This window comes from Candidatus Magnetaquiglobus chichijimensis (genome assembly GCF_045865675.1).
GTDB lineage: Bacteria > Pseudomonadota > Magnetococcia > Magnetococcales > Magnetaquicoccaceae > Magnetaquiglobus > Magnetaquiglobus chichijimensis.
Genome location: NZ_BAAFGK010000004.1, coordinates 1,729,416 through 1,748,806, shown reverse-complemented (window position 1 = coordinate 1,748,806; position 19,391 = coordinate 1,729,416). Strand labels below are relative to the sequence as shown.

Annotated in this window: 19 protein-coding genes and 1 tRNA gene; 8 read left to right on the top strand and 12 right to left on the bottom strand. The window is 61.6% G+C overall.

Annotated elements, in window-relative coordinates; all coding sequences use genetic code 11:
- Positions 1-139 precede the first annotated feature (139 nt).
- The 3 genes from ACOY6C_RS11700 to ACOY6C_RS11690 all read right to left on the bottom strand — a co-directional run bounded on the left by ACOY6C_RS11700 (position 140) and on the right by ACOY6C_RS11690 (position 1,639).
- Positions 140-847 carry a cytochrome b/b6 domain-containing protein gene (locus ACOY6C_RS11700; RefSeq protein ID WP_420905656.1) on the bottom strand — a complete coding sequence of 236 codons (708 nt, stop codon included), beginning with the start codon at positions 845-847 and terminating at the stop codon, positions 140-142.
- A gap of 7 nt (positions 848-854) precedes the next feature.
- Positions 855-1,301 carry a c-type cytochrome gene (locus tag ACOY6C_RS11695; protein WP_420905655.1) on the bottom strand — a complete coding sequence of 149 codons (447 nt, stop codon included), beginning with the start codon at positions 1,299-1,301 and terminating at the stop codon, positions 855-857.
- Between the two features lie 125 nt (positions 1,302-1,426).
- Positions 1,427-1,639, bottom strand: a complete 213-nt coding sequence (locus tag ACOY6C_RS11690) for a CDGSH iron-sulfur domain-containing protein (RefSeq protein ID WP_420905654.1) — start codon at positions 1,637-1,639, stop codon at positions 1,427-1,429.
- 123 nt (positions 1,640-1,762) lie between these two features.
- Between ACOY6C_RS11690 and ACOY6C_RS11685 the strand changes: the two genes are divergently transcribed.
- From ACOY6C_RS11685 to ACOY6C_RS11675, 3 genes are all read left to right on the top strand, one after another.
- On the top strand, positions 1,763-2,686 hold the full coding sequence (locus tag ACOY6C_RS11685; RefSeq protein ID WP_420905653.1) for a LysR family transcriptional regulator: 924 nt from the start codon (positions 1,763-1,765) through the stop codon (positions 2,684-2,686).
- 111 nt (positions 2,687-2,797) lie between these two features.
- Entirely contained in the window at positions 2,798-4,231 is a 1,434-nt protein-coding gene (locus ACOY6C_RS11680) for a sensor histidine kinase (RefSeq protein WP_420905652.1), read from the top strand.
- The gene (locus ACOY6C_RS11675; protein WP_420905651.1) at positions 4,228-4,926 is read left to right on the top strand and encodes a response regulator transcription factor; all 699 of its coding nucleotides are present in this window, start codon (positions 4,228-4,230) and stop codon (positions 4,924-4,926) included. The genes ACOY6C_RS11680 and ACOY6C_RS11675 overlap by 4 nt, the downstream gene beginning before the upstream one ends.
- On the opposite strand, the gene ACOY6C_RS11670 is transcribed toward ACOY6C_RS11675, so the two are convergent.
- From ACOY6C_RS11670 to argJ, 3 genes are read right to left on the bottom strand one after another with little or no spacing between them, the layout of a single operon-like run.
- Positions 4,919-9,388 carry a response regulator gene (locus ACOY6C_RS11670; RefSeq protein ID WP_420905650.1) on the bottom strand — a complete coding sequence of 1,490 codons (4,470 nt, stop codon included), beginning with the start codon at positions 9,386-9,388 and terminating at the stop codon, positions 4,919-4,921. The genes ACOY6C_RS11675 and ACOY6C_RS11670 overlap by 8 nt on opposite strands.
- A gap of 4 nt (positions 9,389-9,392) precedes the next feature.
- Positions 9,393-10,076 carry a GMP/IMP nucleotidase gene (gene yrfG, locus ACOY6C_RS11665; protein ID WP_420905649.1) on the bottom strand — a complete coding sequence of 228 codons (684 nt, stop codon included), beginning with the start codon at positions 10,074-10,076 and terminating at the stop codon, positions 9,393-9,395.
- Entirely contained in the window at positions 10,073-11,299 is a 1,227-nt protein-coding gene (gene argJ / locus ACOY6C_RS11660; protein ID WP_420905648.1) for a bifunctional glutamate N-acetyltransferase/amino-acid acetyltransferase ArgJ, read from the bottom strand. Before argJ ends, yrfG begins: the two co-directional genes overlap by 4 nt.
- A gap of 258 nt (positions 11,300-11,557) precedes the next feature.
- Between argJ and ACOY6C_RS11655 the strand changes: the two genes are divergently transcribed.
- From ACOY6C_RS11655 to ACOY6C_RS11635, 5 genes are all read left to right on the top strand, one after another.
- Complete coding sequence (locus tag ACOY6C_RS11655; RefSeq protein ID WP_420905647.1) at positions 11,558-11,758, top strand: hypothetical protein; 201 nt, start codon at positions 11,558-11,560, stop codon at positions 11,756-11,758.
- A 63-nt stretch (positions 11,759-11,821) separates the two neighbouring features.
- On the top strand, positions 11,822-12,790 hold the full coding sequence (locus tag ACOY6C_RS11650; protein WP_420905646.1) for a radical SAM/SPASM domain-containing protein: 969 nt from the start codon (positions 11,822-11,824) through the stop codon (positions 12,788-12,790).
- Positions 12,787-13,791: a Gfo/Idh/MocA family protein gene (locus ACOY6C_RS11645; RefSeq protein WP_420905645.1), complete on the top strand. Its 1,005-nt coding sequence runs from the start codon at positions 12,787-12,789 to the stop codon at positions 13,789-13,791. The genes ACOY6C_RS11650 and ACOY6C_RS11645 overlap by 4 nt, the downstream gene beginning before the upstream one ends.
- Positions 13,792-14,184: 393 nt before the next feature.
- Positions 14,185-14,260: transfer RNA gene (locus ACOY6C_RS11640), tRNA-Ala, on the top strand.
- Between the two features lie 586 nt (positions 14,261-14,846).
- Positions 14,847-15,668 carry a hypothetical protein gene (locus ACOY6C_RS11635; RefSeq protein WP_420905644.1) on the top strand — a complete coding sequence of 274 codons (822 nt, stop codon included), beginning with the start codon at positions 14,847-14,849 and terminating at the stop codon, positions 15,666-15,668.
- Positions 15,669-16,050: 382 nt separating this feature from the next.
- Here ACOY6C_RS11635 and ACOY6C_RS11630 read toward each other — a convergent pair whose 3' ends face one another.
- From ACOY6C_RS11630 to ACOY6C_RS11605, 6 genes are all read right to left on the bottom strand, one after another.
- Positions 16,051-16,248 carry a hypothetical protein gene (locus tag ACOY6C_RS11630; RefSeq protein ID WP_420905643.1) on the bottom strand — a complete coding sequence of 66 codons (198 nt, stop codon included), beginning with the start codon at positions 16,246-16,248 and terminating at the stop codon, positions 16,051-16,053.
- A 288-nt stretch (positions 16,249-16,536) separates the two neighbouring features.
- Positions 16,537-16,734 (bottom strand): hypothetical protein, encoded by a 198-nt coding sequence (locus ACOY6C_RS11625; protein WP_420905642.1) that lies wholly within the window; start codon positions 16,732-16,734, stop codon positions 16,537-16,539.
- A 280-nt stretch (positions 16,735-17,014) separates the two neighbouring features.
- Positions 17,015-17,413 (bottom strand): hypothetical protein, encoded by a 399-nt coding sequence (locus ACOY6C_RS11620; protein ID WP_420905641.1) that lies wholly within the window; start codon positions 17,411-17,413, stop codon positions 17,015-17,017.
- Positions 17,414-17,418: 5 nt separating this feature from the next.
- Complete coding sequence (locus tag ACOY6C_RS11615; protein WP_420905640.1) at positions 17,419-18,723, bottom strand: recombinase family protein; 1,305 nt, start codon at positions 18,721-18,723, stop codon at positions 17,419-17,421.
- On the bottom strand, positions 18,720-19,166 hold the full coding sequence (locus ACOY6C_RS11610) for a DUF2924 domain-containing protein (protein WP_420905639.1): 447 nt from the start codon (positions 19,164-19,166) through the stop codon (positions 18,720-18,722). The genes ACOY6C_RS11615 and ACOY6C_RS11610 overlap by 4 nt, the downstream gene beginning before the upstream one ends.
- Positions 19,163-19,345, bottom strand: coding sequence for a hypothetical protein (locus ACOY6C_RS11605; RefSeq protein WP_420905638.1), 183 nt, complete (start codon positions 19,343-19,345; stop codon positions 19,163-19,165). The genes ACOY6C_RS11610 and ACOY6C_RS11605 overlap by 4 nt, the downstream gene beginning before the upstream one ends.
- Between the last annotated feature and the right edge of the window lie 46 nt (positions 19,346-19,391).

Sequence of the window (19,391 nt, the reverse complement as noted above, 5' to 3'; positions counted from 1 at the left end):
ACTGTCGCGACATGAACGATGGCGCTGGGTGGGGTGGGTGTATTTTTCGATACGGATGGAGTGACATTCTACGCTGGAGGGAGAGCTCTGTTCAAGCTCAAAGTCATCCGGGCAGGTGAGGGCGATCCCGATCCGGCGGTCACCACTTCCAGATCGAGATTCCCACCCAGACCACGCCCATCGCCAGGAGAAGCAGCGCGAGTGCCAGCCGGTTGGAGCGCATGCGCACCGGGGTGGCGTCGGCGGGGAGCTGGGACGGGTGTTTGCAGCCGGTGAACATGGGCAGGATGAGATTGTCGCCTTTGGCCAGATAGAACAGCACCGCGCCCAGATGGAGCGTCACCAGGGCGAGCAGGGCAAGGAAACTCAGACGATGGATGGTCGAGGCGAGGGCCACGGTTTTCTCGGAGACGAGAAAGGCCAGCGGCCCCTTGACCAGGATGTCGTCGCTGGCGAACAGTCCGGTTATCCCTTGCAGGGCCAGCACCATCAGCAGCGCCGCCACGGACCAGCCGCCGGCGGGATTGTGGCCCACGAAGCGGGGGTGTTCTCCCTTGAGGTTGGCGATGAGGTAGGCGATCACCGCGCCGGGTCCGGTCAGGAAGTTCCTGAACCGGGCTGTTGTGGAGCCGAACAGGCCCCACAACAGCCGGAACAGCACCAGCACCAGGATGGCATGGCCGATGGCCATGTGCCAGACCAGCATGGCATCGCCGAACTTGCGCGACACGAAGGCCGAGATCACCGCCAGCACCAGTCCCCAGTGGAACAGCCGGGTCGGCGGATCCCAGACCCGCACCGGGGAGCCCCGGTCCGGGGCTTCACCGGTGGCGGGACGGTCATGCACGGTCGGATCACTCCTTGCGGAAATCGTCATGGCACGCCTTGCACTTTTCGCCCATGCTCTTGAAGGCGGCGATGGTGGCCCCCTTGTCGGTGCCGGCGGTGGCGGCGACCAGCGACTTGGCGGCGGCAACTCCGTCCATGGCGCGCTGCTTGACCTTTTCCGGCTGGGTCCAGATCTCCGGTTTGGCCTTGGTTTCGCCCTTGTCCGATCCCGGCGGATAGGAGTTGCCCATGTGACCGAAGGCGTCCAGGATCCCCTGGGCGTGGAAGGAGAGGTCGGCGGGGGCCTCGAAGCCCAGGAACAGGATCGACTTCATGGCGGTCATGTGGCCGGCCATGGTTTTGTAAAGGCCCTGACGGTGCACGATGGCGGGATTGGTCTCATCGGCGAAGGCGGCGAAGGCGCTGACGGCGGTCACGCTGGCCACGGCCATGGCAAGGACGATTTTCTTCATGATGGAGGGCACTCCTTGGATTTTTCAGGATAAGGGATGGGTGAACGTATGATAATCTCTTTGCGTCGGGTTGATCAAGCGTTCGCAGCGTGAGCGCCGTCGCAAAACGGCGCCGGGCCGCCCGATCAGGCTTGCGAATCGTGACTGCCGTCGCAGAAGGGATCGTTGGCCGAAGCGTGGCAGCCGCACACCGCCGCCGTGCCGGCTTCGGCCATGACGACCCGTTTGGGTTGCTTGCCGGTTCCGTCGTGGGATCCGTCGCAATGAGGATCGTTCTTGGAACGACCGCACAGACAGACCCAGCTCTCTCCGGCGGGCAGGGTGACGATCTTGGGCATTTTTTGTGGACTCCTTGGGTTGGGCGGGTGGTTGGATGGGTGACAGCATAAGCCAGGTCGGATAAGATTAGAATAGACAATAATCGAAAAAGATTGTTTCCGATTTGGAAAAAAAGAGGCCCGATGGACCGACTGGAGACGATGCGCATCTTCGTGACCGTGGTGAATCGTCAGGGGTTCGCGGTGGCGGCCCGTGAGCTGGGTCTGGCGGTGGCCACGGTGAGCAAGGCGGTCGCCGCGCTGGAGACCCGTCTGGGGGTCTCCCTGCTCAACCGCACCACGCGACGGATCAGCGTGACCAGCGATGGGGAACGCTATCATGACTGGTGTACCCGCATTCTCGCCGATTGCGAGGAGGCGGATACCACGGTCCGACATGGCGCCTCCGAACCCGGCGGACGGATCCGCGTCGCCGCCCCGGTGCTCTTCGGCCAACAGCATCTCATCCACCAGGTGTGCGGCTTCATGGCGCGCCATCCGGGCATCGTGGTGGAGCTGGATCTCAACGACCGCTACGTGGACATGGTGGCCGAAGGGTTCGATCTGGCGGTGCGCATCGGTCGCCTCGGGAACTCCTCCCTGCGCTCCCGATGCCTGGCCGCCTTTGAGCTGCGGGTGTGCGCGAGTCCGGACTATCTCGCCCGCCGTGGTCTCCCCGTCACCCCGGAGGAGTTGACCAACCACGACTGCCTGGTCTACACCCTCTCGTCACGGGACGGGGTGGGGGTGTGGCGTTTCGAGGGCGGGGAGGCGGGCAAACAGCATCGCATCCGGGTCAACGGGGTGCTGTTCGCCAACAACGGCGAAGTGTTGCGTCAGGCCGCCCTGGCCGGCTTGGGGATCCTGATCCTCCCCTCGTTTCTCGTGGACGGGGATCTGGCCAACGGCAGATTGCAACAGATCCTGATCGGCCATCGTCTTCGGGGCGGGGGGATTCACGCGGTCTATCCGCCGGGCCGACTCCTGCCGATCCGGGTGCGTCTTTTTTCCGATCATCTGGCCGAACAGTGGCGACACGGCGTGTTACCCCCTGGAAATTCGGCTTGAGGCTTGTTATCATTTCGATTGGGCAACGATCTCGCGATCCTGGGTGAGGCATCCCCCACAGGCGGGTTGCCCCTTTCGTCTCAACCTTGCCATGGAAACGGATTCACGACGATGTTCACCGACGAGGCCGGCATCGCATCGCTCGATCTGCCAACCGCCGTGGCCTTCCTGATGGCCATCACGGCCCTGGATGGCATCATCGCCCTGACGATCTGGAACGCCCATCGCAACATCCGGGGATTGGCGACCACGGCTTCCGGATTCCTGGCGTTCGGCATCGCGGTTTACATGCTGCCGGTCAAGAGTCTGCTTCTGGTCACGGTGCGCAACACCCTGTTCAACCTCTCCACGGCCATGGCCGCCGAGGGGATGGCGCAACTGCTGGGACGTCCGGGGGCACGCTGGCTCCCCTGGAGCGTGGCGCTGTTCAGCCTGATCTTCTGGCCACTGGCGCAACTGTATATCCCGGAGAACCACAGCGCCCAGATCCGCACCATCGTCTCCTCGATCATCAGCATGCTGCTTTTGGGGTGGATGACCTGGCTGATGCTCTCCGACCGGCAGCAGACCCGGCTGTTGCGCGGCGTGACCCTGGTCTGTCTGGCGGTCATGATGATCACGGTCGGCATGCGTCTCCATCAGGCGGCCACGGAACCGTTCACCGAGGCCACGTTCTACTCCCAGCAGCAGGCCTGGTTCTATTTTCTGCTCTGTCTGGGGAGCAATTTTCTTTTTTTCTGCCTGTTGGTCATGGTGGGCGAGCGGTTGTCGCGCAACCTGCACGAGCGGAATCTGGAGCTGAGAGAAGAGGTGCGACTGCGTGGTCGGTTGCAGGAGGAGGTCTCCGTCGCCCTGGCCGAACACCTGGAGTTGCGCGAGGAGCGACGTCGCTTCCTGCAGGTTCTCGGCCACGAGATCGGCACCCCGCTGGCCATCATCGACCGCTCGGCGGAGATGATGCAGAGCGTGCCGGAGACCGCCGCCAAACGGTTGGATGCGATCCGCTCGGCGGTGCGGCGGCTGTCGCGTCTGACCGGTGATCTGTTGGATGCCGAACGGGCCTGCCTGGAAAATCTCGTCATGCGCGAGCTGGATGCCGGCGAGGTGACACGGGAAGCGGTGGAGATGCTGAATCTGACCGACTCGGTGCAGATGGAACGGGTCGATTCCCAACCGTTGCGGTTTTCCGGCGATCACGACCTGATCGTCATGGCCCTGGTGAACGTGCTCAACAATGCCGTCAAGTATACCCCGGATGATCAGGCGATCTCGATCGTGCTGACCGTGGACCGTCAGCAGGTGGTGATCATGATCCTGGATCGCGGCATCGGCTTTCCGGAAGAGGAACGGAGCCGGGTGGGAAAACGGTTTTATCGAGGCTCGAACGTCGAGGCGATCCCTGGTCGGGGTTTGGGGTTGCATATCGTCTGGTTGATCATGCAACGTCATGCGGGGGTTTTGCGGGTGGCCAATCGTGAGGGTGGGGGTGCGGTGGTGACGCTTTCGTTGCCGGTCGTCGGAGGGGGCAGGGGAGGACCAACATGATCCGGGTGCTGGTGGTGGAGGATGAACTTTCGTTGCGCGGCGATCTGGAGGACTATCTGACCGCCAAGGGGTATCGGGTGACCGGCGTCGCCACGCTGGCCGAATCGTGCGCCATTCTGGAACAGACGCGGTTCGATGCCGCGATCGTGGACATCGGCTTGCCGGATGGGGATGGCCTCGGGTTGGTGGAGCGGATCCGGGAACACTCCCCACAGTGCGGCATCGTGGTGCTGACCGCCTTTGGCGAGCCGGAAGCGCGCGTTCGGGGACTGGAATCCGGAGCCGATGCGTATCTGGTCAAACGGTCCACCTTGCGCGAGATCGATGCCACCTTGCGCAGCGTGTTGCGTCGCGTCTCCACCGCCATGGTCGTGGAGGGGCCGGCGGTGAGCGAATGGTTGCTGGATCGCAGCGACTGGTCGCTGGTGGCTCCGAACGGTCTGGCGGTGCGTCTGACCAGCACGGAGATGGCCTTTCTGATTGCGCTGGCCGAAAGCAAGGGGAACGTCTGCCAGAGGGAGCAGCTGGCCCAATCCATCGGTCGTGCGCCCAAAACCGCCGACGAGCGCAATCTGGATGCGGTGGTGCGGCGACTGCGGCGCAAGATCAGCGAGGCCACGGGCACGGATGTGCCGGTCAAGGTGGTCTACGGGGTCGGGTACGCCTTTCCGGCGTCGCTGCGTCTGGTCAATTGAGGATGCCCGTACCCCGAACGCACGATCCTTCCGCCTCCCGCGCCAACGCCTGGGTCAACTCCGGCACGGCGGACTGAAAGGCATACACCGCCGCCGAATGGAGCCGCACCGCCGGCAGGGTGTCGCCGACCCGGGCCGCCTTTTCGATCACCGCGCACAACTCCGAAAGCGCCATCGCGCCCACCGTGGCGCTGTTCGACTTCAACGCATGCGCCGCGCCGCGTACCACCTCGTCCTCGTTTTTCACACCTGCCCGTTCGATGCGCTCCAGCAATCCCGGCGTGCTCGCCAGAAACTCCTCGATCACCAGCGTGAAAGTCCCCGGCACCTCTTTCATGGCCATCCAGAAGCGCTCCAGGACATCCGGGTCCAATGCCGGCCCACCCGTTTCTTCGATCTCGGACCGGACCTCCGGTGCGGGAGGAGGCTCCTCCAGCTCCCAATGGGGCAACCACTGGGACAACTTGTTCAACAACGCGTCCCACAACACCGGCTTGGCCAGATAGTCGTTCATCCCGGACTCCAGACACCGCTCCCGATCGCCGCTCAACGCATTGGCCGTCATGGCGATGATCGGCATCGGCTCTCCGGTCCCGAGCCGCGTTTCCCATTCACGGATGCGCCGCGTCGCCTCCAGACCATCCATGCCCGGCATCTGCATGTCCATCAGAATCAAATCCGGACGACCGGCCATGGCCCGTGCCACACCCTCTTCGCCATCCCGGGCGATCTCCACCTCAAACCCCATCTGTTTCAACATGCTCGCGGCCACCTGCTGGTTGACGAAGGTATCTTCCACCAGCAGAACCTTGCCCAGAAGCCGTCCCTCCGGTCGGTTGGTCGCCGCGTCCGGCGTTTCGCCGCCTCCCGCCGACTCCGGCTTGAACAGCAACTCCAGGGCGCGCGCCAAACGTCGGGGGCCGACCGGTTTCATCACGAACGCACCCACCCCGGCTTCGCTCAACACCGACTCTTCCAGATGGATGCCACAGCTCAGCAGCATCACCTTGGGCCTCGGAATCGACCCCTCCTCGCGCATTCTCCGCGCCACTTGCAAACCGTCCAAGCCCGACATGCGCATATCCACGATCACCACGTCATACGCCCCATCCGGGGAATCCGACGCGGACCGCACCATCGCCAGCCCCTCCTCGCCACTGGACGCGCCATCGCACCCGACCTGCCAGGACTGGAAATAGTTCTGGAAGATCATTCGATTGGTCAGACAATCGTCGATCACCAGCACTTTTTTGCAGCAGAGGGCCGGTGGTGACACGCTCAGGGCGCCCGGCGGCCTGGAAAACTCCACCTCGAACCAGAACAGCGATCCCCCCTCCGGTTGGCTGGACAGACCGATCACCCCGCCCATCGCCTCGACGATCTGCCGGGCGATCACCAATCCGAGGCCCGTGCCACCGAAACGGCGCGTGGTGGAGTCGTCGGCCTGCACGAAGGGTTGAAACAGTCGGTCACGCGCCTGATCCGAGATGCCGATGCCGGTATCCAGGACATAAAAACAGATGCGCGCCTTGTCATCGGTCTCCCGGACCAGATCCGCGCGGATCACCACCTCGCCGTTCAAGGTGAACTTGATGGCGTTGCCGGTCAGGTTGATCAGCACCTGACGCAGCCGCACCGGATCGCCGATCAACTCCGACGGGATGCGCCAGGAGAAATGGATCATCAACTCCAGACCCTTGCCGTGGGCCGCGCCGCTGAGCATGGCGCCAACGTTGTCCACCAGTTCGCGCGGGTCGAACGGAATCTGTTCCAGCACCAGCCTGCCCGCCTCGATCTTGGAAAAGTCCAGGATGTCGTTGATCACATTCAGTTGCAGTTCGGCGGACTGCAGGGCGATGGAGAGGTATTGTTTCTGGATCGGATTCATGCGGGTTTTGGACAGGAGCGCCAGCATGCCGATCACCCCGTTCATGGGCGTACGCACCTCATGGCTCATGTTGGCCAGGAAGGTGCTTTTGGCATGGCTGGCGGATTCGGCCTTCTCTTTGGCCAGGATCAACTGCCGATCGACGATTTTCTTCTCCACGATGCTGGCCAGGGTGTTGCGCACCGTGGCCAGAAAATCCTCCTCATCCTTGTTGCAGGTGTGGGTGGGGGGCAAAAAGATCTGGATCACCCCCTTGATCAGGCCGCCGGGTGAAAGCGGCGCCGAATAGTACCCCCACTGCTCGGGCACGCCGGGAATCGCCCCGCCGGGCCAATCGTGGGCGCGGATGAAGACGATGCCGGGGGTCTGCACCCCCCAGGCGGTCTCGAGGAGCGCCTTGCCGACCCGCTCTTCGTTCCCCTCTTCGGGCAGTCCGATCTGGCAGACCACATCCCCGCCGTTCTCGGCGGCCCCGAAAAGATAGATCGCCCCCTTGCCCTCCGGCATGAACCATGGCGCGGAGAGGATCCGCGTCAGGGCCTCGCGGATGAAATCCCGCAAGAACGAGGTGGTCTCCATGGCCGAAAAGAGCAGACCGTTGAGGATGTCCTGAGCCTGCTTGGAGCGCAGCAGACGCGCCTGGGCGATGCGACGTTCGGTGATGTCCGTGGCGATGCCGCAGATGGAGAAGTGACCGCTTTCGTCGGCCACCACCGGAAAGCGCACCGTATGGAAGATCCGTTTGTCGCCGGCCAGGGGGATGATCATGTCCACATCCGCCTGAACACCGCGCTGCAACACGGTGCGATCCGACTCGATGAACCCCTGGGCCACATCCTCCGGGAACAGCTCCATGTCGCCACGTCCGATGATCCGCTTGGGGTCGAGTCCGAAGGTCTCGGAAAAGAGGCGGTTGGCCAGCAGATACCGTCCGGCCCGATCCTTCAGACAGACCAGGCTCGGCATGTTGTCGAGAATCGCCTGCATGCGGTTTTCGCTTTTGGCGAGTTTGTCGAAGGCCTCGCGCAGCCGCAACTCCGACTCCTTGCGATGGGTGACATCCTCCTGGATGCAGACGAAATGGGTCACCCGTCCCTCGCCATCCACCAGGGGCGAAAGCGACGCCTGCACCCAGTAGAGCGACCCATCCTTGCGCTGGCTCTGGATCTCCTCGCGCCACGCCAGCCCTTCGTGCAGGGTCTGCCACATCAGATCGCAATCACGCTCGGAGCGTGACTGGTCCTGCAAGATCAGCGGCGTGCCCCCCAGCGTCTCGTGGGCGGGGTAACCGGTGATCTGGGTGAAGCGCGGATTGACGTATTCGATCCGTCCCTCGGCATCGGTGATCAACACGATGTTCGGACTCTGCTCCACCGCCGCAGAGAGTTTGCGGATCAGCGACTCGTCGGCGCGCTTCTCTTCCATGAGCCGATCCTTGCGGATCGCGGCATCCAGGGTGTTGGCGGCCAGTTGCATGGCGTCGATCTCGCCTGAACTCCAGGTGCGCTCCCGGCGGGAATCCTCGAAACCCAGCACGCCCCATAACCTCTCATGCACCAGAATCGGCATCACCGCGATCGACAGAATTCCGCGTTCGGAGAGAAAATCCCGCTCCGGTTTGGCAAAATCGCGGGTTCGTCCAGAGAGGTGTTCCCCCTTGGCGAGCCGTTGGCGCCACCGGGAGAGTCCGAACCGTTCCGGATCCACATCCTGGTCGTCATCCGGATCCATTTCCGGCAGAATCCCTGGCGCGCACCATTCGTGGATCCAGCCGAACAGCTCCCCTTCCAGGCCCAGGGTCCGGAAGATGTAGGCCCGGCTTACATTCGCCGCCCGGCCCAGGTCGGCCAGAACCGCATCCACGTTCTGGCGCCAGCCGCCGTGAAACAGCAACCGTTGGGCGATGGCGGCCACGGTGTTCAGGACCCGTGTACGTTTGGCCACCTGCTCCTCGAGCAGTTGCCGATGCAGGCTCAACTCCCGTTCCGCCTTTCTGCGTCGTTTGGATTCATGGGCCGCCAGCACACCGAAAGCCAGGGCATCGGCCAATTCCGAGATCAGCTCGATCTCCGCCGGTTCAAAGGCCCAGGGATCGGCGGCATAGAGGTTCAACACCCCGAACAGATGTTCCCCATCCTTGAAGGGAACCGCCAGGGCCGCGGCATAGCCATGGTCTTCGGCCTGCTCGCGCCACACTCCGGCCAGCGGATCCTCGAGCAGGTTGTTGAGCGTCGCCGTCGCATTGCTGCGGATGGCGGCACGGGCGGGCTCCTGACGGCTGCCGGTTTCGAGCCAGATGCGTCGGAACGCCTGCAACCGTTCGGCATCGAGACGCGCATGGGCCACCGGGGTGATGGTTCGATCCGCGTCATCCGCCACCAGGCCGCACCAGGCGAAACGGTATCCGCCCTCCTCGACCAGCAGGTCACAGGCACGGGAGAGCATCACCACTTCGCTTTTTTCGTGCCGCACCAGCTTGTGGCACTGTTTGAGCAGGGTCAGGGCACGTTCCGCCGCCGTGGGTTCCTGGAAGGGTGGTCCAAACCGGGCGTTCGCGGGCAACGAATCGGGCATGGGGTCACTCCTGGTCGCGCGGAGGGAAACCGAGATCCCGGAAATCCATCAGAGCCGGGAAACGTCCCGACGGCTTGGGTGGCGCGCCGGAGCTGGGATTGAGCGCCTGACGCAGATGGGCGATGCCGAAATCGGCGGCTGCTGCGAGCACCGATTCCGCGTCGTCCACCAGCAGGGTGGCGGCTGGATCGAAATCCAGGCGGGCTTGCAACAAGGGCCAGAAGGGAGGTTGTTCCTTGGCCCAGCCGATCTCGTGGCTGGTGATGGTCGAGTCCAGCCAGGCGCCGATCGGGGTGCGGGCCAGTTTCATGCGCAGCGAATGGCCGTGGGCGTTGGTGACCAGATGGGCCGGTCGTCCCGAGGCGCGCACCGCCTCCAGAAACGGCAAGACATGCGGATGGACACGAATCAGATGGGCCACCTCTTCCTTCAAGAGCGGGATGTCGAGTCCCAACCGATCCGACCAGTAATCCAGATCATACCAGGCGAGCGTCCCCTGATTCTCCGAGTAGGCGGCGAACACCCGCGCATACGCCTCCTCGAAGGTCAGGCTGTTTTTTTCCGCGAAGGCCTTGGGAACGACCTGTCGAAAAAACACATCGTCGAACTTCAGGTCCAGCAGCGTGCCGTCCATGTCCAGAAGCACGCAGCGGACCTCGGACCAGGGCACGCGCGCCAGGTTGATCACGTGCGATAATCCGCGTTGATGGTGATGTAGTCGTGGGTCAGATCGCAGGTCCAGACCGTGCTGGTTCCGGCTCCGCCGCCGAGGTCGAGACGGATGGCGATCTCGGCGGCGGCCATCACCGCGGCCCCGCGCGCCTCCTCGTAGGTGTTGGCCAGCTGGCCCCGTTCCACCACCAGCACCTCGCCGAGCCACAAGGAGAGGGCGCCGGGATCGAAGCCAACCCCGGCGTAGCCCGCCGCAGCCAGGATGCGTCCCCAGTTCGGATCGCTGCCGGCCAGGGCGGTCTTGACCAGAGGGCTGTTGGCGATGGCCATGGCCACCTGTTTGGCCTCGGCGTCGCCGGCGGCGCCGCTCACGGTGAGGGTGACGAATTTGGAGGCTCCCTCCCCATCCCGGACGATGGCCTGGGCCAACTCCCGGCAGACCGCGTGGAGCGCCTGGGCGAACTCGGCCAGACGCGGATCGTCCGCCGACTCCACCCGCCCGTTGCCGGCCCGTCCGGAGGCGAACAGGAGCATGGTGTCGTTGGTGGATTGATCCCCATCCACGCTGATGGCGTTGAAACTGCCCGCCACGGCCCGGTTGAGCAGGGTGCGCAGGGAAGCGGAGGCGATGTCGGCATCGGTGAACAGGAAGGCGAGCATGGTGGCCATGTCGGGCCGGATCATCCCCGCGCCTTTGGTCATGCCGATGATCCGGACGCTTTCGGCGCCGATCCGACATTCGCGACTGGCCAGTTTGGGAAAGGTGTCGGTGGTCATGATGGCGCGCGCGGCCCGCTCCCATCCGCCCGCAGCCAGGGAATCGACCATGCCCGGCATCTCCGAAACGATTTGTTCCACCGGCAGGGGGGTTCCGATCACGCCGGTGGAGGCCACGAAGAGTTCGTGTTCGTCGGCGCCGATGAGATGCGCGGCCAGGGCGGAGGTCTCCAACGCGGCCCGCATGCCCGCTTCGCCCGTGACGGCGTTGGCGTTGCCGGAGTTGACCAGCAATCCCCGCGCCCGTCCCCAGGCGAGCCTCTGCCGGCTGAGCACCACCGGTGCCGCCTGGACGCGGTTGCGGGTGAACAGCCCCGCGACCGTGGTCTCCGGGGCCATCTCCACCAGGAGCAGGTCATCCCGTTCACGACGGCCATTCTTGATGCCACAGGAGGCGACGGCCAGACGGAATCCGGCCAGGGGCGGCAGAAAGTCGGGGATCGGAGGGGGTGAAACGGCCATGGCTGGGACTCCTTGAAATGCGGTTGATTCGAGACAAACCCGCGGGAAGTTTTTTTGCGTGCGGGGGCGTTTTTCCCGTCCGCACGTTCACGCGGTTTCTTGGCCGTGGAACGCCCGCAAGGGAGGTCCACGGTCGGGGGTGAGGGGTTTTTCCCCCCCATCATGCAAGTTCGCCGATCTGGCATGATCTTTGAATTTTGCTTTTGGCAAGGCGACTCGTTTTCACGAATCCTTGACGATTATAGGGAATTTTGCACCATGGGACAATACATGACAATTCGCATTCCTCCCCGGCGTGACTGGAGCGGTGACATGGAGCCGGAGTATGAGGAGATCACCGAATGGCACTGCCCGGACGGCATCGACGGCCTGGGTCGTCGGTTTGGTGCGTTGCCGTTGAGCTGGCGGGCGATGATCGCCGCCCGTTCCGGTTTAGGGGGTCACCGCTTCGCCTCGTGATTCCTTTGGAACCAACGCGATCCGGATGGGGCGGGTTGCCGTGCAGCTTTCGAGCGTGCCAATATGATCCGCGCAATTCTCAATAAAATCCTGGGCAGGGGCTCCGTCGATTCGGAAGCTGCATCCAGAGAGGCGTCCCTCGGCACGATCACCGGTCAGATGCGTGCTCTGGCCCGTCTCGGCAGCGTGCCGCTTCCCCGGATCATTCATGTGGAGACCCGTTCGCGCTGCAACGGTTCCTGTTCGTTCTGTCTGGCTGCGGCCCGCACCGATCCCAGGCCGGATCTGCGCATGGAGCCCGCGCTGTTCGACAAGATCATCGCCGAGCTTGCCGAACTGGGATTTGCCAATCGCCTGTCGTTGTACAACAACAACGAACCCCTCATCGATCCGTTGATTTTCTCCCGGCTCGCCCAGGCGCGCAAGGCCCTGCCCAACGCCTACATGGAGATCAAGACCAACGGCCTGAATCTGACCCTGCCCAAGGTCCATCAACTTTTCGATGCCGGACTGGACATGCTCTACATCAACCAGTACCTGGCGGAGGACGACCCGTCCGGCCCACCCAAACGCGACAACCTGCGCGCGTTGAGCGACGCCTTGCAACACATGCGTCGTTTCAAGGGACACTTCGACGGCACGCGCTATTTCACCCGGATTCTCATCACCAGACGCGCTCGAGACGAACAGTTGGGCAGCCGGGCCGGAACCGCGCCCAATCGCGATCCTTTGTCCGATCCCATCACGCGCATCTGTCTGCGTCCCTTCGAGATGATGACCATCGCACCTGACGGACGGGTGGCGCTTTGCAGCGACGATCTGCTTTTCGCCAAGGTCATGGGCAACGTGGCGGAGCAGTCGATTCAGGAGATCTGGAACGCACCGGCCTATCACGACGTGCGCCTGGCCCTGTTGGACGGCCATCGGGCACGCTATCCGGAGACTTGCGCCAGGTGTGACAATCGGGGGCATACCTGGGAGATTCTCCAGGAGTGGCGCGATGCGGCCCTCTTCGAACAGGCGCGGAGATGACACCGGTTCGACTGGCCATCCTGGGTGTGTCCGGCATCGCGTCGGGTTATGTCAAGGTGGCGCGCGCCCTGCCGGGGGTGACGCTGGAGGCGGTGTGGGGACGGGACGCGGCCCGAACCCGCGCCTTTGCCGCGCGTCACGCCATCCCCCGGGCCGAGACCGAACTTTCCGCCATTCTTGCCTCCCCGACCATCGACGGGGTATTGATTCTCACCGAACCGGCCCGCCACATCGAACTGGCGACCCTGGCGCTCGAACACGACAAGCCGATGCTGATCGAAAAACCGTTGGGCATGGAGCTGACCGCCTGCCGTGCTTTCGTCGCACGGGCCCAGGCCAGCGATCTGCCGATCGGCGTGGTATCGCCATACCGGTTCAATCCGCTGTTGGCCGGGATCAAGGCCGATCTGGACCGCATCGATCCCGAGGCGCCGAAAATCGCCCAACTGACCCTCTTCTGGCCCCGCGACGAGGCCTACTACCGTCACGGCGATGGCTGGCGCTCCCGCGATGGCGCGGTGCTGGTCAACCAGGGGATCCACTGGATCGATACGCTGAACTGGTTTTTCGGTCATCCGGAGCGCGTCGAGGCATGTTCCTGGCCGAGTCGGCCCTTTCTGAGCGGCGCGGATGCCGGTGCCGTGCTGCTGGCCTACCCGCGCCATGCCACGGTGCTGATCGCGGCGGGAACCTTCGCGCCCGAACGGGAGGATCAACTGGTGATCCACCATCCGGGCGGACGGATCGACTACGCCGCCCTGCGCGGTCCGCCGGCTCCGCGTCATTTCCGCGAACGCCTCGGACGCTGGCTGCTCGGCGGACCGGTCTGGGGTCGGGCGCTTCCGGACATGATGGCGTTGCAACTGGCCGATTTCGTGTCCGCTCTGCGGGAGAGGCGTCCGCCGGCGGTGACCCTCGCCGACGGACTGTCCGCCCTGGAGGTGGCCCTGGCAGCCAGTCTCCCGTCCCGCCTTCCGGAATCCGCTACCGCGCCGGCGTGACCGGGGGGGTGGTCGGCCTGGAGGCGTCCAAGTCGGCCAGTCGCCCGTCCCACCTTCCGGAATCCGCTACCGCGCCGGCGTGACCGGGGGGTGGTCGGCCTGGAGGCGTCCAAGTCGGCCAATCGCCCGTCCTACCTTCCGGAATCCGCTACCGCGCCGGCGTGACCTGGGGGGGTGGTCGGCCTGGAGGCGTCCAAGTCGGCCAGTCGCCCGTCCCGCCTTCCGGAATCCGCTACCGCGCCGGCGTGACCTGGGGGGTGGTCGGCACTGGCAATCTGCGATTGCCCTGCGTCTCTGCCGCCTTCTCTTGCATTCGCGGCTTTGGTTGGGATATAGTGAATGTTTGAAATCAAGTTCGTTACAGGATCAACACACGGTCCTGTTCGGATGTCTGGGGGTGTAGCTCAGTCGGGAGAGCGCCTGCTTTGCAAGCAGGAGGTCATCGGTTCGATCCCGTTCACCTCCACCATTAAGAAATTTAAGAAAGCTATCTGTTTAAAGGCCGCCTTCCTGGGCGGCCTTTTTCGTTAGAAATTCCCCAATGTTTCCAATGGTTACGGGGATGGCCAAAATGGGGGTTGCCCCCCCTCGAGGTCGGCCCCCCGCCCGTCAGGGCCAAAATTGGCCCGTACCCCTCTCTCTTTCTCTGTGCCCGAGGTCGTCGCCCCAATCCGACCTCACGCCGTTTTTACCCCGATCTCTCCCATAATATCAACAGGTTGCACGCATCCCGACCTCAGGGCCATTTCGACCCCCCTTCGCACTACTCCGGGATCGAGGGAACCCGGTGTCGAAGGGGCGACCACAGGGAGAGATATCCAGGATTTCTTCCAAAATCGGTGTCTTCCGTGTACCCTTGGAGCGTTCATTGGTTGTCTAAGTCGTTAAGACTCGATGATCTAAAAAAGGATTCTCCGACGTGAAAACTAAGACATAATCTAAATGCTACCATTTGCCGGCGAAAGTAAGACAAGCTGTAATAATCCATTCGTTAACGAAAAATTAATCAATGAGGATGTCATGCTCATATCAATGTTTACTGAGAGATGGGTCTGATGGGACAAGAACTTCAGAGACTTCAACGTCGCAATAAGCAATTGTCAAAATTGAATCAACTCGCGGGTCAAGCTGAATCCGTGCTGGTGATCCACTATTCTTGCGAGAGTTTCTATGACCGAGACGACGGTCGAACGCCGCGCATAACTTCCATTGCCGTCCGTAATCTTGATTCTGGGCAAACAGATTCATTCTCAATCCATCAGATCGCCGAGGAAGAGAAGGTGCCTATGGAGGATATTGCAGATAGCTACGACATGCTTGAGAAAAAAATGCTTGATCGATACTTCGAATTCGTGAGTTCCCACCAGAAATTTACCTGGATGCATTGGAATATGCGAGACGTTAACTACGGTTTTGCTGCAATAGAGCATCGCTATCGGGTTCTTGGCGGTAATCCGACACAAATCGCTGAAGAGCGTAAGTTCGATCTCGCAAGGGCGCTTGTGGACTTATACGGTGATGGTTACATCGGACACCCTCACCTAGAATCGCTAATAAGGAAAAATCATATTTCCGATAAAGACTTCCTGCCAGGAAAAGAAGAAGCCGCGGCGTTTAATGCTAAGCAGTTTGTTAAGCTGCATCAATCAACTTTGAGAAAAGTTGATACGTTAGCAAACATATTTGATCGGTCATTGAATAATTCGTTGGAAACAAATTCATCATGGATGGAGCAAAACGGATACTCGCTAGGTGTTATCTCGGAACGGATCAAGGAACACTGGTTGATATCCCTATTGGCCGCAACTGGAATCATTCTAACATTTATTGTTAGAGCGTTCGATTTGTTTGACAAACTCGGGTGGACACAAAAATAGGCAAAAATAGGGGGGGAAGCAACCTAATTTCTCTGATTTTGTAGTTCCAAGCCAACATCCCCGAAATCAGGAATTGCCGAGACACTCAACCATATGAATTCTCGGAGAAATTACCGGAACACCCCACCAAATTCCCAAGCCGTCACGCCTCACGGACGCCGAACAGATCCCGTTGCTCCTCCCACTCCAGAGGAATCCCCGCCCGCAGTTTTTCCAGACTGAGGCTGTCTGGGTAGTCTCCGCGCAGTGAAGAATTCCGGGGACACCATACCAATTTCTGTTCAGTCCCTGAAGTCTCTTCACCCAGAATTCCAGAATTCCGGGGACACCATACCAATTTCTGTTCAGTCCCTGAAGTCTCTTCACCCATCGATCCCGCCATTCATTTGTGATCGAGGGATTTCATCACCGCGTCGATCTTCTCCAGTTCATCGACGATCACCTGCATCACCATGAACAAGGATGCGGCGGGTGGCGTGTCGTCCTGGGCTGGCCGGGCGGCGGTGCCGCACTCGGCTGACAAATCGGCAGGAATGCCGATTTGGACGCACCGCAGGTGCGCCCGAAGGGCGAGCGCCATGGATGGCGCGAGTCACCATGCGCGCCACAGCCAGGGTTTTGTCGAGGCTTAAGTTGATGGTGTCGATCTGTTGCAAGGTCAGGGCATGTTGACTGTCCATGGCAAGGTTTCCGGGCGAGAGGTTGATGCCTGCCTGGACCATACCTCGCCCTTTTTCATAATTCCGACAATTCCGGGGACACCATACCAATTTCTGTTCAGTCCCTCACATAATTCCGCATAATTCCGGTGACACCATACCAATTTCCTTTCAGTCGCCGGATGCTCTGCTCCCAGCGATCCCACTGTTCACTCGTGAGCGAGGGATTTCATCACCGCGTCGATTTTCTCCAGTTCATCGACGATCACCTGCATCACCATGAACAAGGATGCGGCGGGTGGCGTGTCGTCCTGGGCTGGCCGGGCGGCGGTGCCGCACTCGGCTGACAAATCGGCAGGAATGCCGATTTGGATGCACCGCAGGTGCGCCCGAAGGGCGAGCGCCATGGATGGCGCGAGTCACCATGCGCGCCACAGCCAGGGTTTTGTCGAGGCTTAAGTTGATGGTGTCGATCTGTTGCAAGGTCAGGGCATGTTGACTGTCCATGGCAAGGTTTCCGGGCGAGAGGTTGATGCCTGCCTGGACCATACCTCGCCCTTTTTAATAACTCAAGGAATCAGAATATCCGGCGCTGGCTGCCACGGCATCACCCCACCGCCGGAAATTTCCACAACGCCCGCTGCTCCTCCCACAGCATCGGGAACGGTTTTCTCAACTCTGCCCAGCTCAGAACGTCCGGCTGCCGCCCGTCCAGAATCGCCTTGATGATATGACGCGGGCCATCCATGGCCCGCGCCCTTCGGGCCGACCTTCGGTCGGTCCAAATCGGCTATCCTGCCGATTTGTCCGGGCCAGCAGCGTCAGGCGCAGGATCTTGGCGATGTAGGAGGCGTCGAGATTCTCGTGGGCCGCCAACTCCCGGACGGAGGCAAAACGCTTTTCCTCCAACAGCCGCAACCAATGGTGCGCCCTGGCCACCAGTTTGGCCAGAGTCTCCTCCCTTGGCGGCGGTTCCTCGCCCATGCCGGTGGGCGCGATGATCAGCGTCCGTCCGCCGCGCTTTTTCATCTGCATGGGAATGCTGACGATGATCGTGCTGCCGTCCTTGCTCATGGTCGTTTTCATCACTTTTACTCCTGTTCGCTCCGAAAGTCGTTGAGTTCCCTGGCCAGGGTGTTCAAGCCGGTGGCGCGCAGATGCACCTCCACCCCGCCCTTCTCCACGTCCAGCCTGGAGATGAGCAGCCCCACCAGTCGTTGCTGTTCGACCGGGAACAACTCCTCCCAGACCGGATCCAGCTTGCGCAGGGCCTCGACCACATCCCGTTCGTTGAGTCCTTCCTCGGACTGCCAGGTCTTGACCACCATCTCGGGAGATCGCAGCATGGTGCGCACCTGGGAGAGGGCCATGGCTTCGATCTCTCCGGCGGCCACTGAGCGCAAGGGACAGGTTTCGCGTCCGTGCTTGTCCGCACCGTGGCAGACGTAGTATCGATAGAGCTTGCCTTGCTTGCGGGTAAAACTGGGTCGCATGATCCGGTCGCAATGGCGGCAGCGGATGATCCCCTTCAACAGGGCGGGTGTCTGCACCCGGATCCGATCCGGTTGATAATGGTTGTTGCCATCCATGATGGTGTGGACCTGATCCCAAAGCGCCCGGTCGATGATCGCCTCGTGCTCGCCGGGATACACAGCGTCCCGATGCGGCACTTCGCCGATGAAATATCGGTTCTTGAGGATTCGGTAAACATACGGCCTGTCCATGCGATTGCCGTTCTTGCCGACCGTGCCTTTTTCGCCCAGTTCGCGGACGATCTGAACGGCGGAACCGCTCTCCGCAAACCTTTGAAAGATCCAGCGCACCGTTTCCGCCTCGGCGGGATTGACCACCAGCTTGCGATCCTTCACGTCATATCCCAGGGGCGGATGGCCACCCATCCACATCCCTTTTTTCTTGGAGGCCAAGAACTTATCCCGGATCCGCTCCGCCGACACCTCCCGTTCGAACTGGGCAAACGAGAGCAGGATGTTGAGCGTCAGGCGTCCCATCGAGGTGGTGGTGTTGAAGGCCTGGGTGACACTGGCGAAGGTCACCTGTCGTTTGTCGAAGACCTCCACCAGCTTGGCAAAGTCCATCAGCGAACGGGTCAGGCGGTCGATTTTGTAGACGATAATAACATTTATTCTTCCTGCTTCAATATCAGCCAGCAGGCGTTGCAGGGCGGGCCGCTCCAGATTGCCTCCGGAAAAACCGCCGTCATCGTAGCGATCCGGCACCAGAAACCACCCTTCCGACTTCTGGCTGACGATGTAGGCCTCGCACGCCTCCCTCTGGGCGTCGAGGGTGTTGAACTCCATGTCCAGACCATCCTCCGTGGACTTGCGCGTATAGATCGCGCAGCGTATTTTCGGTGTTGTCGGCTTCTTGGTGATCATCGTTTATCTCCTTGTTTTTTAAGCGCGAAGAAGACGTTCCCGTTCCATTTCGTGCCGGTGATGAAGTTGGCAAGCGCCGACAAGCTGTTGAATTCCCTGCCTTGGTACTCGAACCCCTCGTTCAGCACCGTGCAACGGTGCTCGACCCCCTGCCACTCCCGGATCAACTGCGTTCCCGGCAGGAGTTTCTCCCCTGGCGGGCGTTTCTTCTCCTGCGGCGGGAGCTTCTCCTCCTCAACGATTCGCTCCATGCGCTTCTCCGTCGTCGCGGATAGTCCGCCCAGGGATAACTCCTGGAGCCGGTAGGCCAGCCGTTTCACCAGGAACACCCGGTTGTAGGGTGGCGGTTCCGTGGTGTGCAAGTCCGCCCACAAACTCTTTAAATCAGCGATGGACATGCCCGGCAGGGCTGCCACCTGTTTGATCATATTGATATCGTTCATGCCCGTTCTCCTTTGGTTGATTTTTGACCATAAGGGCATTGGTCGGGCGACTTATCAACTGGAATTTTCTCTGTTTTCTTCTTTTCTTTCATGCGCTTGATAGCTGTGGCCAGGATGGTGGCCGCTTCGTCAAGGCGGGCGTCAGCGGTCATGGCGTCTGGGTGGGTGCGCTTGATCATCGGGTATCGCTCCGGCTGTGTCGTCTCGGGTTTGGACCTGTCATGG